The organism is Gilliamella sp. BG1 (assembly GCF_046635625.1).
Taxonomy (GTDB): domain Bacteria; phylum Pseudomonadota; class Gammaproteobacteria; order Enterobacterales; family Orbaceae; genus Gilliamella; species Gilliamella bombi.
This window is the reverse complement of the sequence record NZ_JBIDFG010000002.1, coordinates 164646-178736: the sequence shown is the minus strand read 5'-3', so window position 1 is coordinate 178736 and position 14091 is coordinate 164646. Positions and strand designations below refer to the sequence as shown.

The 14091-nt window shown below is 34.4% G+C and carries 13 protein-coding genes; 3 read left to right on the top strand and 10 right to left on the bottom strand.

The window, feature by feature from the left end; genetic code table 11:
- Positions 1 to 622: 622 nt before the first annotated feature.
- From ACGH80_RS01600 to ACGH80_RS01580, 5 genes are all read right to left on the bottom strand, one after another.
- The gene (locus tag ACGH80_RS01600) at positions 623 to 1240 is read right to left on the bottom strand and encodes a hypothetical protein (protein WP_065589320.1); all 618 of its coding nucleotides are present in this window, start codon (positions 1238 to 1240) and stop codon (positions 623 to 625) included.
- Between the two features lie 154 nt (positions 1241 to 1394).
- Complete coding sequence (locus ACGH80_RS01595) at positions 1395 to 2081, bottom strand: hypothetical protein (RefSeq protein WP_411630448.1); 687 nt, start codon at positions 2079 to 2081, stop codon at positions 1395 to 1397.
- Positions 2082 to 2144: 63 nt separating this feature from the next.
- Positions 2145 to 2471, bottom strand: coding sequence for a hypothetical protein (locus tag ACGH80_RS01590; RefSeq protein WP_065589318.1), 327 nt, complete (start codon positions 2469 to 2471; stop codon positions 2145 to 2147).
- Between the two features lie 17 nt (positions 2472 to 2488).
- Complete coding sequence (locus tag ACGH80_RS01585) at positions 2489 to 2797, bottom strand: hypothetical protein (protein WP_065589317.1); 309 nt, start codon at positions 2795 to 2797, stop codon at positions 2489 to 2491.
- A 209-nt stretch (positions 2798 to 3006) separates the two neighbouring features.
- Positions 3007 to 3975 carry a helix-turn-helix transcriptional regulator gene (locus ACGH80_RS01580; protein WP_296300936.1) on the bottom strand — a complete coding sequence of 323 codons (969 nt, stop codon included), beginning with the start codon at positions 3973 to 3975 and terminating at the stop codon, positions 3007 to 3009.
- A gap of 89 nt (positions 3976 to 4064) precedes the next feature.
- Here ACGH80_RS01580 and radC point away from each other — a divergent pair, with 89 nt between their 5' ends.
- Positions 4065 to 4538: a RadC family protein gene (gene radC / locus ACGH80_RS01575; protein WP_081296755.1), complete on the top strand. Its 474-nt coding sequence runs from the start codon at positions 4065 to 4067 to the stop codon at positions 4536 to 4538.
- A gap of 145 nt (positions 4539 to 4683) precedes the next feature.
- Positions 4684 to 5088, top strand: a complete 405-nt coding sequence (locus ACGH80_RS01570; RefSeq protein ID WP_065589314.1) for a helix-turn-helix domain-containing protein — start codon at positions 4684 to 4686, stop codon at positions 5086 to 5088.
- Positions 5089 to 5532: 444 nt separating this feature from the next.
- Here the strand turns inward: ACGH80_RS01570 and ilvA are convergent, their stop codons facing one another.
- The 5 genes from ilvA to ilvG all read right to left on the bottom strand — a co-directional run bounded on the left by ilvA (position 5533) and on the right by ilvG (position 12051).
- Positions 5533 to 7074 (bottom strand): threonine ammonia-lyase, biosynthetic, encoded by a 1542-nt coding sequence (ilvA, locus tag ACGH80_RS01565; protein ID WP_411630447.1) that lies wholly within the window; start codon positions 7072 to 7074, stop codon positions 5533 to 5535.
- Positions 7075 to 7076: 2 nt separating this feature from the next.
- On the bottom strand, positions 7077 to 8927 hold the full coding sequence (ilvD, locus tag ACGH80_RS01560) for a dihydroxy-acid dehydratase (RefSeq protein WP_034914009.1): 1851 nt from the start codon (positions 8925 to 8927) through the stop codon (positions 7077 to 7079).
- Between the two features lie 116 nt (positions 8928 to 9043).
- The gene (locus tag ACGH80_RS01555; RefSeq protein ID WP_085165727.1) at positions 9044 to 9973 is read right to left on the bottom strand and encodes a branched-chain amino acid transaminase; all 930 of its coding nucleotides are present in this window, start codon (positions 9971 to 9973) and stop codon (positions 9044 to 9046) included.
- Between the two features lie 167 nt (positions 9974 to 10140).
- Positions 10141 to 10371: an acetolactate synthase 2 small subunit gene (gene ilvM, locus ACGH80_RS01550; RefSeq protein WP_065635496.1), complete on the bottom strand. Its 231-nt coding sequence runs from the start codon at positions 10369 to 10371 to the stop codon at positions 10141 to 10143.
- 3 nt (positions 10372 to 10374) lie between these two features.
- Positions 10375 to 12051, bottom strand: a complete 1677-nt coding sequence (ilvG, locus tag ACGH80_RS01545) for an acetolactate synthase 2 catalytic subunit (RefSeq protein WP_411630446.1) — start codon at positions 12049 to 12051, stop codon at positions 10375 to 10377.
- 1115 nt (positions 12052 to 13166) lie between these two features.
- Here ilvG and ACGH80_RS01540 point away from each other — a divergent pair.
- Entirely contained in the window at positions 13167 to 14054 is an 888-nt protein-coding gene (locus ACGH80_RS01540) for an SDR family oxidoreductase (protein WP_065589309.1), read from the top strand.
- Positions 14055 to 14091 lie beyond the last annotated feature (37 nt).

Below are 14091 nucleotides of genomic sequence, written 5' to 3'. Positions count from 1 at the left end.
GGCATTTACGCTGGGGCTTTCCTAAATGCTTTAATCGTATCAAAAAGCTCGGCTATAAATGGAATCATAAACGGGTAGAACGATTTAATCGTACCTATCGTACTGAAGTACTCGATTTATATCTTTTTATTATCATTTTGATTGATACAATGTAATAAAAAATAAGTTTTTATTTTAAGATTTTAAAACTTTTTGGAGCTTTGTTAGACGTTTTTAGATGATAAGATCATATATATAAATAAGTAATTATTTCACCTTTATAGGTCATGATTTCATATATATCAATAACATTACTAATATTATCAGCACCTGTACTTCCTATTCTTAACAAAAAAAGAAGGTCAATCAACCTCAGTTATCATTGGGGATGGTCGGCTAAATCGTCTTCATTAATCATGGTGATATTTCTGTTTTTTATCTTTCAACGTAATAAGGAAATTCATTAGCTTTGCAAAGTATCATTAAATGCATAAATTTAAACTGGTTCTTAATTTTTAGTTTCATCAAAAGTATGATAAATGTAAGTTGTATAATGTAGTCATTTATATAATAATTTTTAACAATAATTCGAGTTGTTTACAGTAGTAGTTTTTCAAGTTACTGTAAACAACTTGATGAATTCCTACACTTCATTTTTTCCCGATAAATAATCTGAAATAGATACAAATTTATCATTATGTAATACTAAGGTTATGATTAAAAAAGCTGATGTAAATCCCGCTAATGCCGTGCCAGTTACTCTTTGCGAATGTTTGGTTCTTCTTTCATATTTTTCTCTTTTTAAAGCCATAGAAATTATTAAAGCGATAATAATACAAGTTATTGCGATAAAAGGAATAAACATCTTTGTATAGAAAGCCAATATAAAATCTTGAATATTGTTATTATATAAAAACGTTGCTTTGGCGATAGCAACTAAGAATATAGCAAATGCTGCAATACAGACGTATAGCGTTATGTTTGGTGATACATTTAACCAATGCATAATGACAAAAAATACAACAGGTAATAGCACTGACGCTATCACAAATCCGACATCAGTATAGTTAGCAAAAACTGTAATTTCGCGCTTGTTACTTTTATAAATCCCATAGGCTGCAATTATAAGTAGTACAACGGTCGAAATAAACCATAATAGGTAGTTAGGTTCAGAGGTGTTTTGTTGTGTGATTGCAAAACTTGAAGTTGGCAAGATTAATATTGACAATGTAAAGATTATTGTTGCGAAGATTTTTCTCATTTTAAATATACCTTATGTCATTAAATATATTTTTATTTTTTAGTTTATAAAAGTTATTTTTAATATTTCTATTAGTTATTGTAAAAAATAATTAAGGGTACCAATATGTAAAATATTTGGGTACCCATAAATAGGTTTGGGTCAGAAAAGAATATTAAAAATCTTCATTTGATTGATTTTGAAAGTTTATAAGTTGTTTTTTAGGCAATGTAAAATTTACACCTAAACGGATATTATCATCTTCATCAGATATAACAATGAGCTCTGCTTGTCTTGCTGTATCAGGTATTCGGTGAAGTAATGACATATAATTATTGGCTTTGCCAAAAACACCTTGTAGAGAATCATTGCTGATAGCTATAATATTTAACGATGTAGAATGAGAAATAGCATCTAGCCAAAATTCTTCAAAAGCTTTTTGAGTAGCATTTTGACCTTTTTCTTTTATGATAGATACAAAGTCAACATTGTTAGAATCATCTGTAGCATAAATAATAGAAAAGTTCTTGCGTATCGCAGTCAGTAATGTTCCTAATTTATTACCGTTATCGTCTGAATCTGTTTCAAGATAAACAGATTCTAAAAGATTATTTTGGTTAAAAATCAGTACTATTGTCCATTGAAAACCGAGAAAGCTTTGGTTGTAACTTATCAGCTGATTTTGATCGTCAGGATCTTGTTCAGTGCTATATTGCTGCATTACTTCATTTTTAGGCATATTGTAATACAAATTTTTGTATAAAGGTGTTTTGGTTGAAGAATAGGAGGTATCAGCACCAACGGTAAGAGTAGTAAAAATTAGCCAACAAAAAACTAATAAGTGGCGTAAGTTATTTTTCATATTATTCCTTTCAGCATAATATTTAATAAACCGATAAGATCCTAAGTAGGATCTTATTCATAATTATTCAACAAAAATTGCAAATATTCGAGTGATAACTGTTAAACTTACAAATATTAATGATATGATTTTCCATACATTTTTATTATTATCATTGGTTGTGTTATAGACAGCGAATAACGTGGCTATTGACCAAATGATAATCAAAATATTGCCATTAAATAACCCTGAACTTGAACGTGTAAACATATCAACAATTGTAATAACAACGACAGGAAGAAACCAAAACAACCAAAATGTTTTTGCAAGTCCATATTCTCCTTTAATATATTTAATGTGTGAAGACATGCTTTTATTTTGTTGTTCTTTTATTTTATCTAGTAATGACATGCTATACTCCTTTTTTATTAGTTAACAATTTGAACAAAAAATTGGTTTTTATTTTTTTTGTCTAAAAATACAGAATATTTAACAGGGAATGCTCCATTACCACCAAAAGAAACGTTTGCTTGGCATAAGTATCTCTTTTGTTCTTTATCTTCGTTAAGTGTTAATTGATCGCTAATGTTAATAAAAGAAAGTTGACCGCCACCTTGTTTTGCCATTATTTGATTCAATAGCTTTTTTGTATCTTTGCTATCACAGCTAGGCGGCATACCATCCCCACAACCTGTTAAAAAAAGCCCTAATATTGAGATATATAGTAATTTCTTCATCATTTTTCCTTTTTTATGAATATTAAAAATTCAATTGTAGACTAGTTATTTTTATAAGTCTATAACTGGAATTAAATTAATAAAAAATCCATTAATGGATTTTTTATTAATGATAAGTTTGATTATATTAATAATGATATATGTCAAAATTTGACATAGAAAAGAATAATTTTTACTATTGAGTAGTATATTTATTTGAGGTGTTTTTGTTATTCTTCATCAAACCAATCCCAAAAATCAACGGGTTTAATAACTTCCACCATATTGCCCCACATATAGAGATACCAAGACATTTCAAGGGCACCGCCTGCTTTAAATTTAACGGTTATTGATTTGTCTTTATTTTCTATCATAGTTTGAGTTGGGTGGAAGATATAATGTCTAACTTCTTTTGCTACTTCAGGACTAAAACACCACTCCACATCGAAAGGTTCCTCTTTAAAGGTACCAAACATATCTTGACAGTAATCAGTTAAATTAAATGAATTGGGGATTGTATAACTAAGTTCTAAAATATTAATTTTTTCTATATTATGCAAAATAAAATGATGGATCTGTTGGCCATAATAATTATCGCTGTGCCTTGCTAAAAGGTAATGATTTCTTTCACTATATAAAATTCCGTAAGGCTCTAAAGTGTTGTGACTATATTTTCCGCTATTTTTGTTGTAGTATTTTATTTTTATTTGTTTTTTATTAAGCAAAGCTGTTCGTAATGTATTGAGTATTTCTACATCTAAATGAAACCTAGGTCCAGGGCGAAAAGCTAACCCTTCAATTTTCAATAATGCTTCTGTTTCATCTTCAAGGCTTCTTTTACGTTTTTTAGATTGTAATAAATTTTTAACCTTTGTTTCTAAACTAACTAGTGATTTGGCTTGCTCGTGTAAATTATGTTGCTGTAAAAAATTCACACTAGCTTGCAAGGCAGAAAGCTCTTGTGGGGAAAAAGTAAAAAGTGCATTCATCTGTTGAGATGAAATCCGCCATCGTTTGCAGCGTCCGTCTGTTGAATACTCTTCCATATTTGGAAAATAATCACGCAACCCTGCACACATTCGTTGTGCTGTTCGTAGTGATACGTTATAACGTCGTTGGATCTCATCTAATGATAACCCCTCAGCACTATTTTGTAATTCAAAAGCAAGATCAAACAAATCCCATGATTTTTCGTACATTTTTATTTTCCTACTCAGATATTAAATATGACAAAATCTGTCATTATTTTACATTAAGATAAACAATAATAATAACAAAGTAGATATTTATGATGATAATCAATCAAAAAGAGTTAGCTATAATTGATCAAGCAAAAAAAATCATGAAAAAATATATACAAGTAGGGAAAAAGATATCCACAATAGATCATGTTAAGGATTATTTTATATTTCATTTAGGATTATATGATTATGAAGCGTTTTGTGTTTTGTATTTAAATAGTCAAAATAGAATTATTGCACTAGAGGAGCTATTTCGTGGCACAATTAATGAGTCAAGTGTTTATCCTCGAGAAATTGTAAAACAAGTATTATATTATCAAGCAACAGCCATTATTTTGGTTCACAATCATCCAAGTGGCGATAAAGAGCCTAGTTTATTGGATATTTTATTAACCTCTAAAATTAAAAATGCATTAGCGTTGATCGATGTTGTTGTATTAGATCATTTGATTGTTGCTAGAGATAACGTTATTTCAATAAAGGAAAATACAAAATATAACTCGATGAATCTGTTTAATTGATATTTAGCTGATTATCTGGCGATTAAAACACCAAAAAATCTATTAGTGGAATTTATTCGTTTTTTTAATCCTAAAAAGGTATTTAATTATTATTTTAATCTCAGACAATGATAGCCATGATTTTTTTATATTAGATATTCCCAGCATGGTAAAACTAGCAGCGTCAAATACAGATAAAATAGTAGGTAAACGAATACAACAGCGTCGTAAAGAAATGGATTTGACCGTTGCTCAACTTTCCGAAAAAATCAATTTATCTCCGCAACAATTAGCACGTTATGAACGAGGTGAAAATAAAATTAACTTCGATCATTTTGTTAAAATTGCAGAGTACCTAAAAACACCAATAAGTTGGTTTTTTATTGATTTTGATACCTATCCTAACGGTTCGGTATTAAATAATAAAATAGGGGAACAGCAACAAAGTTATGAAATGAAATTTACCGACAAACAACATAATGACCTTGACGCTCGTTTATTGCAACACTGGCGAGTATTATCTATAGAACAGAAACGAGCATTCATACTATTTTTAGATACCTTAAAATAAATCTAAAAATATACTAAAACAATGAAATTCCCTCTTAAAAGTTACCGTACGCTAACAAATTTTTAAAATTAATTAACTTTATTATTCAATAGGCTATAACCTTGACGTTTTTACAGTAATTTTTACCGTCGATGCTCTATTGTTATTTCCGTGTACAGGTATTAATGGTAAATAAAACCATACTATTTATATGGTAATACTCTGTATTTAATATTTGATGAAGGAAAACAAAGGCAATAACCTCTGCGTTATTGGCTATAAAGTTATCCGGTGTAGTATTACAACGCCATCAACAAATACATAGGAGCATATAGAAGACAAAGTCTGCGGTCCTTGCGCTTTTGCAACTGAGTAGCAAAAGCGCTTTTCTAAAAAATAAAACTTACTACAACAAAAAAGTACTCTTCGCTAATCCACCTTATAGGTGAATAGTTGTTACTAATTTTAACCTTGATTGGTTAAAAACAGTTTAAGCGAAGGATTATGTGTTTCGTTATGGAAACCATAATCGAGTTCAGTTAGGTGTTGATTAAACTGGTTAAGGGTTGATTCGTCGATTTCAAATGCGGTAAGTACACGACCATAATCGGTACCGTGACTACGATAGTGGAACATTGATATATTCCAATTAGTCCCTAACGTTTGTAAGAATTTAAGCAGCGCTCCTTGCGATTCAGGGAACTCAAAACTGTATACTTGTTCTTGAAGCGGTTTGCAAGGTTTGCCACCAATCATGTAGCGTACATGTAGTTTTGCCATTTCGTCTTCGGTTAGATCCACAACCGGGTATTTTGCAGCAGCAAGCTCTTGCATAATTTCATCTTTTTCTTCACTTTTCGAGATTTTTATTCCCACAAAAATACAAGCAGATTTTTCATCATGATAGCGGTAATTAAATTCGGTTACTGCGCGTCCACCTAATAGCTGACAGAAACTTAAAAAACTGCCTTTCTTTTCTGGAATGGTGACTGCTAATAGCGCTTCACGTTTTTCGCCTAATTCACAGCGTTCTGATACATAGCGCAAGCTGTGGAAGTTTAAATTAGCGCCTGACAGTATATGAGCAAGTTTTTCACCACAGATGTTATGCTGATCGACATATTTTTTTAGTCCAGCTAATGCTACTGCGCCAGATGGTTCAGCTATTGCACGTACATCGTCAAATAAGTCTTTCACTGCCGCGCAAATTTCGTCGCTATTCACGGTAATAATATCATCAATATATTGTTGGCAAAGTCTGAATGTTTCATCGCCAATTCGTTTGACAGCAACGCCTTCAGCAAAGAGTCCAACACGCTCTAAATCAACAGGGTGACCTGCATCTAATGCAGCTTTTAAGCAAGCTGAGTCTTTAGGCTCAACAGCAATAACTTTGATTGATGGCATGATTTGTTTGATTAATACTGCAATGCCTGCGGCAAGCCCACCACCACCAACAGGTACAAAGATTCGGTCTATTTTGGCATTTTGTTGTAATAGTTCCATAGCAATACTGCCTTGCCCAGCAATTACTAATGGATGATCAAATGGTGGAATAAAGATGCGATTTTGTTCTTTAGCCAGTTCCATTGCTTTGGCTTTGGCTTCGTCAAAGTTGGCACCATAAAGTAATACTTCACCACCAAAACTTTTTACAGCTTCAACTTTGATATCGGCAGTTGTTAGTGGCATAACAATTAAAGAACTGATGCCTAATTTCGTAGCCGAAAAAGCCACTCCTTGCGCATGGTTGCCAGCCGACGCGGCAATAACGCCGCATTTGCGTTCTTCTTCACTTAAGCTGGCTATCATGGCTTGTGCTCCACGGATTTTGAAACTGTGGACGAGTTGGCGGTCTTCGCGTTTGACAAAAACTTGATTGTGTATTCTTGCCGAGATTTTTTCCATTTTTTCAAGTGGAGTTACTTCTGCCACATCGTATACGGCGCTACAAAGCGTTGCTTTTAAATAATCTGCACCGGTAAGTTGAGTATTTTCTTGTTTCACAATTAGCCACCTAATTTACTTTTATCTCGTACGGCACCTTTGTCTGCGCTTGTTGCTAAACTGGCGTAAGCTTTAAGCGCAAATGAGACGTAACGATCTCTATTATGAGGCGTAAATGCTTTTTCACCTCGTTCTAGTTCTGCAACTCGTCGACGTTCAAGTTCAGAAGTTGGGACATCTAGTACTAATTTACGATTTGGGATATCAATATCAATAATATCACCATCACGAACAAGACCTATAACGCCGCCATTTGCTGCTTCAGGAGAAATATGACCAATCGATAAGCCAGAGGAACCACCAGAAAATCGTCCATCTGTTATCAATGCACATTTTTTGCCTAACCCCATGGATTTTAAATAACTGGTTGGGTAGAGCATCTCTTGCATACCCGGTCCACCTTTTGGTCCTTCATAAATGATGACAACGACATCACCTTCAACTACTTTGCCTCCTAATATGCCATCAACAGCATCTTCTTGGCTTTCAAATACTTTTGCTGGACCTCGGAAAATTAAATTTTCAGCAGCAACGCCTGCGGTCTTAACAATTGCGCCATCTTGTGCCACATTACCATAGAGTGTTGCAAGTCCACCGTCTTGACTATAGGCGTGAGCTTTATCACGAATACAACCATTTACACGGTCATCGTCAAGTGAATCCCAATAGCAATCTTGTGAAAAAGCTTTAGTGGTGCGAATGCCTGCAGGTCCACTACGATACATTTTTTTTACTGCTTCGTCGGTAGTTTGAGTTATGTCGTATTTGGTGAAAGTTTCTTGTAATGTTAGTCCTAAAACGTTGTGCACATTGCGATTTAGTAATCCAGCTTTATCTAGTTCTGACATAATTGACACAACGCCACCAGCTCGGTGAACATCTTCCATATGGTATTGCGCTGTACTTGGCGCTACTTTACATAAATGTGGGACTTTTCGCGATAATCTATCTATATCTGACATGGTAAAGTCGATTTCGCCTTCTTGTGCGGTGGCTAACAAATGTAATACGGTATTGGTTGAGCCACCCATAGCAATGTCTAATGACATAGCATTTTCATATGCCGCTTTTGTTGCAATTGAACGAGGCAGGTAAGATACATCATCATGTTCATAATAACGTTTGGTGATTTCAACAATGCGTTTAGCTGCGTTTAAAAAGAGTTGTTCACGTTGTTTGTGAGTGGCAATAAGTGAACCATTGCCCGGTAATGAAAGTCCTAATGCTTCGGTTAAGCAGTTCATGGAGTTAGCCGTAAACATACCTGAGCAAGAACCACAAGTAGGGCAAGCTGATTCTTCGATGGCTTTGCTATCTGCGTCGCTAACATTTGGGTTAGCGCTTTGAATCATTGCGTCAACTAAGTCTAATTTAATGATTTGGTCAGATAGTTTGGTTTTGCCTGCTTCCATCGGTCCACCTGAAACAAAAATGGTTGGGATATTTAAACGAAGCGAAGCCATTAGCATTCCCGGTGTGATTTTGTCGCAGTTAGAAATACAGATCATGGCGTCGGCACAGTGTGCATTAACCATATACTCGACAGAATCAGCAATGAGTTCTCTTGAAGGAAGTGAGTAAAGCATTCCACCATGTCCCATGGCAATACCATCATCAACTGCGATTGTATTGAACTCTTTGGCAATGCCACCCGATGCTTCAATTTGTTTGGCAACTAGCTGTCCAATGTCTTTTAGGTGGACATGTCCTGGTACAAATTGTGTGAATGAGTTAACCACCGCAATGATGGGTTTACCAAAGTCTTCATTTTTAACGCCAGTTGCACGCCATAATGCGCGGGCACCAGCCATGTTTCTACCCTCGATCGAGGTTGCTGAACGATATTTAGGCATTTCCTGCTCCCAATTTTATGCAAGTAACCGTGTTTAACGGTTTGTAGTTTTTAATATTAATCACCAAGTTAAAAAGTCATCCGCCAACATGGTTGGCGGATTTTTGATTTTATTTATTATTTAACAAGATCTAACCAACCATATTTATCTTCAGTTTTACCATTAAATAAACCAAAGAATGTTTGTTGGATTTGTTTGGTGATTGGACCACAACGGCCAATGCCAACTTGGATGCGGTCAACACTGCGCACAGGTGTGATTTCAGCTGCAGTACCTGTCATAAAGACTTCATCTGCCAGATAAAGTGATTCGCGTGATAGTGTTTGTTCTCGCACTTCAATACCAATGTCACGTGCTAGCGTTAATACTGCATCACGTGTAATACCAGGTAGCGCCGATGACGATAAAACCGGAGTGTATAAAATGCCATCTTTAATAATAAAGAGATTTTCACCAGCACCTTCAGATAAGTGACCATGAACATCTAACGCAATACCTTCTTGGAAGCCATTTGCTCTCGCCTCAGAACCAATTAATAATGATGATAAATAGTTACCACCTGCTTTAGCTGCGGCAGGAATTGTATTTGATGCAACGCGATGCCAAGATGAGACCATTGCATCAATACCTTGGTCTAATGCTTCTTCGCCTAGATAAGCCCCCCATGGAAATGCCGCTATCATGACATCGGTTTTATAACCCTCACGTGGGTTAACGCCCATACCCACATCACCAATAAAGACTAATGGGCGAATATAAGCGCTTTTTAAATTATTTTTTTTAATGGTTTGACGTGTAGCTTCCATGATTTCATCAAGAGAATAAGGTACAGGGAAACGATAAATTTTTGCTGAATTTAACAGCCGTTGTGCATGTTCTTTGTGGCGAAAAATGGCAGGACCTTTATGGGTGTCATAACAACGTACACCTTCAAATACTGAAGTTCCATAATGTAAAGCATGTGACATTACATGAACTTTTGCATCTGCCCATGGAATCATGTCACCATTCAACCAAATATAATCAGATTTTGCTGTAGAACTCATTTTGTTTCCCTCTTTATTTTTCAATTTGTTAAGCATGTACTTTGCTTTCGGTATTTTTGTTTTAACGGTCAAGCATTATACTACACTTATTTGTTTATTTAACTGTTAAATTGTTTACCATCTTTGATTTAAATTATTATTTAATAATAAGTTGTTTGAGATTATTATTACTCAATTACTATTACATCTTCTAATTTTGCTACTTGATTTTGTAGTGTCGAAAACGCTCTTTCGGTGGTTAATATTAATGTCATAATTAGTATGTTGTTTTCAACTGTTTGCATTTGCATTGATTTAATATAACCACCCCGATGACGGATAACCCGTAATATACGTTCAAGTGCCCCCAATTTGTCATAAGCTTTTATGACTAATTGGTATTGTGTTTGTTCGTTCATTGCTTACTCCTCACAACTTCTATCTAGCATGTTTTCGTTTGCTGCTCCAGGTGGTACCAGTGGCCATACGTTTTCTAATTCATCTATGCATACATGTAAAAGATAAGCACCTTTTGAATTAAATAGGTTATCGAGCGCAGTATCGATTTGTGACTTTTTGTTGATAGTTTGCCCAGGTATATCAAATGCTTTAGCTAGCATTAAAAAGTCGGGATTATCTGATAAATTTGTTTCGCTGTATCTTTCGTTAAAAAATAATTCTTGCCATTGGCGAACCATACCTAGGCGTTGGTTATCAATTAATACGATTTTTATTGGCAATTTTTTTCGTTTTATAGTGGTTAATTCTTGGACATTCATCATGAAAGATCCATCACCTGATACACAAATTACACAGTCATTGGGTCTTGCCATTTGTGCGCCAACGGCCGATGGTAAACCAAATCCCATTGTGCCAAGCCCACTTGATGTAATGAAGTTTTGAGGGTGATTAAAGCACATATGTTGTGCTGTCCACATTTGGTGTTGTCCCACATCGGTAGTGACAATAGTATTAGCTGATTTTCGCTCAGAGATAGTTTTTAATAAAGTTGGTGCATAAATAGCTTCACCGGGGTGATCATAGCGAGTTGGATGTTGTGCTTTTAATTGATTAATTTTTTTATGCCATTTATCAATTGAAACTGTTTGATTTAGTAGTGGTAAAACTTGCTTTATATCGCCTTGTAATCCTAAATGGCTTTGGCGTAATTTGTTGATTTCAGCTTGATCAATATCAATATGAAGTACTTTAGCATGTCGTGCAAATTCATTAAGATTGCCGGTAACCCTGTCATCAAATCGTACTCCTAGGGCAATTAGTAGGTCACACTCTTGCACTGCTAAATTGGCTGCTTTTGTTCCATGCATGCCGACTAATCCTAAATAATAGGGATTATTAATATCGGCAACACCAAGCCCTTTTAATGTTGATACACTTGGAATTTGTGTTAATTCCATAAAGTTTCTAAGTTCGGATATTGCGCCTGAAAGTCCAACACCTCCACCAATGTAAAGCATTGGTTTTTGGGCTTGGGTGATCATTTGTTTGGCTTGTTTTATATCATCAGGCAAGATTGGGTATAGTTGAGTTTTATTCTGTGCAATTTTTAATGAGGATGGTGTTAAATAGTTATGATAATCTAGGTTTGCAAGCTGTATATCTTTGGGAACATCAATTAATATTGGTCCCGGTCTTCCCGAATTGGCTAAGTTAAACGCCTCTTCTAATATATTGGGTAAATCGTGTGCATCATCGATTAAATAACTGTGTTTGGTGCAAGCAAGAGATAATCCTAAAACATCAACTTCTTGAAAGGCATCAGTGCCAATAAGTTTGGTTGGTACTTGACCAGTTATAGCAACAATCGGAACAGAATCAATCAAAGCATCAGCAAGACCTGTAATGATGTTAGTTGCACCAGGACCCGAGGTGGCAATGCAAACACCAGTTTTTCCTGTTGCACGAGCGTAACCAATAGCCGCCATGGCAGCACCTTGTTCATGACGACATAGTACATGTTCAATACCCCCGTCATAAAGTGCATCGTATAGAGGCATAATTTGTCCACCAGGATATCCAAAAACGATGGTTACGCCTTTTTCTTTTAAGGTTTTTACTATCCACTGTGTTCCTAACATTTATTCCTCGCTTGTACTTTACTTATCCATTAACCATAAAAAAACCCCCGCTTTTTGGGAGCGGGGGTTTTCTGATTTATGTATGAACATATTTTTTATTCAAAAACGCCCCCGCGCAGGAATAATGACCACGCTGACAATAATATTGATGAGGACGATTTTGAGTGAAAATTTCATAATGTTGGATGATTAACTTTTTATCATTTTTTAAAATATTTTTAACAAAATACTCGTTTTTAAAAAAAGTGCAACAGTTTTTTATTGCTTTTGCTATTTAGCACAAATAGTTTGTGAAAAAGTTTCAGGAAACACTGTGTTTTAGTATAAAAATATCGGTTTTAATAGTTTGGTCTGATGTTTTTGCAATGTCAGTGTATAAAAAACAAATATAAGTAATATAAAGAAATATCGAATATTTAAAAAATGATATCAGTATGAAAATATTGCAACTAATTATTTTTGTTATTTTTAAATTGGTTTTAATAAACTTTGATAACGCTAAAAAACTTCACAAGATACATCTACCGCGGATTGGGAAAATGGTGATCTTAATGATTCTCAAAGTTCAGTCAATGATCCAATCCTTCAAAAATTACTTAACGCATATTGTGAAAATAGTAATGAGATGAATGAGCTTAAAAAATTTTCTAAATGGTGTTAACTATCACTACGATATAAATAATAAAAAAATCATAATAATTTATCTAAAATCAATATGTTGTAAATAAAAGCAACCTGTTTTTAAAATTTTCTTTTACTAGCTTCGTATATGTTAATTTGATACACTTAGTTCAGTGCAAGATTATGCAATATTTAAGGTTTCGGCTTTACTAATTTCAATGACCTCACCAAGCCAATCATAGAAAGCCGCCTTTGTTTATTATTAGCCTCACTTTTTGTTTGTTTAAAAATCTTTGGGGATGATATTGAGCAATGCTATTAAGTTTAAAAAAGAATATTCTAATTTTTGTTGTCAGTAAATATAATTTATTGAATTAATTAGTTATTTTAAAGATTAAAATAGGTTTATCAATAGGATTTTGTGATTATTAATTGATTTCATTTAAGTTATATCGAATTTGTTTTCAAATACATGTTTAACTTAGGAGAAAATTATGAGCAAACAAATCTATAATCCACTTACCAAATATCATCATGATAAGTTCCCAAAACAAACACAAGTTGCACCAGCTTTACAGTGTGAAATGACCCCAACTCCTGATTGTGGTGAAAAAAGCTATCAAGGCCATGGCCGCTTAGAAGGACGTAAAATGCTTGTTACTGGTGGCGATTCTGGTATTGGTCGGGCGGCAGCGATTGCTTATGCTAAAGAAGGTGCTGATGTAGCAATAAATTACCTTCCTTTCGAGCAAAAAGACGCGGAAGATGTTGCTAAGGTTATTCAAGCGGCTGGGCGCAAAGCTGTATTGATCCCTGGTGATTTGAGTGACGAGACTTTTTGTAAAAAATTAGTTGAAGAGGCGCACCATCAATTAGGTGGATTGGATAATTTGACATTGGTTGCTGGTAAGCAGGTTGCTGTTGAAGATATTATGGAACTTACTACCGAGCAAATTAAGAAAACCTTTGAAGTTAATGTGTTTTCGCTTTTTTGGTTAACTAAAGCGGCTTTAGGTTACTTAAAACCAGGATCAACCATTATTACAACTTCATCTGTTCAGGCTTATCAACCTAGCAGTAATTTATTAGATTATGCTTCAACTAAAACAGCTATTATTGCATTTACACGTGGATTAGCTAAACAATTAGGTCATAAAGGTATTCGTGTAAATTCTGTTGCCCCAGGTCCAGTTTGGACTCCATTACAAATTTGTGGTGGTCAACCAAGTGACGCTATTCCTGAATTTGGTAAACAAACTCCTTTACAACGAGCTGGCCAACCTGTTGAACTTGCTGGTGTTTATGTGCACTTAGCATCTGAAGAATCAAGTTATACAACTGGCGAAACTTATGGTGTTACAGGTGGTATGCATATTAACTAATTGATATTTGTTATAGTAAAAGAGTTTATTTAAACTC

Bases quoted from the DNA above. Each gene is read 5' to 3' on its own strand.
- ilvM (WP_065635496.1), bottom strand. From the start codon at position 10,371: ATGAACGAACAAACACAATACCAATTAGTCATAAAAGCTTATGACAAA.
- ACGH80_RS01555 (WP_085165727.1), bottom strand. From the start codon at position 9,973: ATGAGTTCTACAGCAAAATCTGATTATATTTGGTTGAATGGTGACATG.
- ilvG (WP_411630446.1), bottom strand. From the start codon at position 12,051: ATGTTAGGAACACAGTGGATAGTAAAAACCTTAAAAGAAAAAGGCGTA.
- ACGH80_RS01580 (WP_296300936.1), bottom strand. From the start codon at position 3,975: ATGTACGAAAAATCATGGGATTTGTTTGATCTTGCTTTTGAATTACAA.
- ACGH80_RS01540 (WP_065589309.1), top strand. From the start codon at position 13,167: ATGAGCAAACAAATCTATAATCCACTTACCAAATATCATCATGATAAG.
- ACGH80_RS01590 (WP_065589318.1), bottom strand. From the start codon at position 2,471: ATGTCATTACTAGATAAAATAAAAGAACAACAAAATAAAAGCATGTCT.
- ACGH80_RS01570 (WP_065589314.1), top strand. From the start codon at position 4,684: ATGGTAAAACTAGCAGCGTCAAATACAGATAAAATAGTAGGTAAACGA.
- ilvD (WP_034914009.1), bottom strand. From the start codon at position 8,927: ATGCCTAAATATCGTTCAGCAACCTCGATCGAGGGTAGAAACATGGCT.
- ACGH80_RS01585 (WP_065589317.1), bottom strand. From the start codon at position 2,797: ATGAAGAAATTACTATATATCTCAATATTAGGGCTTTTTTTAACAGGT.
- ACGH80_RS01595 (WP_411630448.1), bottom strand. From the start codon at position 2,081: ATGAAAAATAACTTACGCCACTTATTAGTTTTTTGTTGGCTAATTTTT.
- ACGH80_RS01600 (WP_065589320.1), bottom strand. From the start codon at position 1,240: ATGAGAAAAATCTTCGCAACAATAATCTTTACATTGTCAATATTAATC.
- radC (WP_081296755.1), top strand. From the start codon at position 4,065: ATGATGATAATCAATCAAAAAGAGTTAGCTATAATTGATCAAGCAAAA.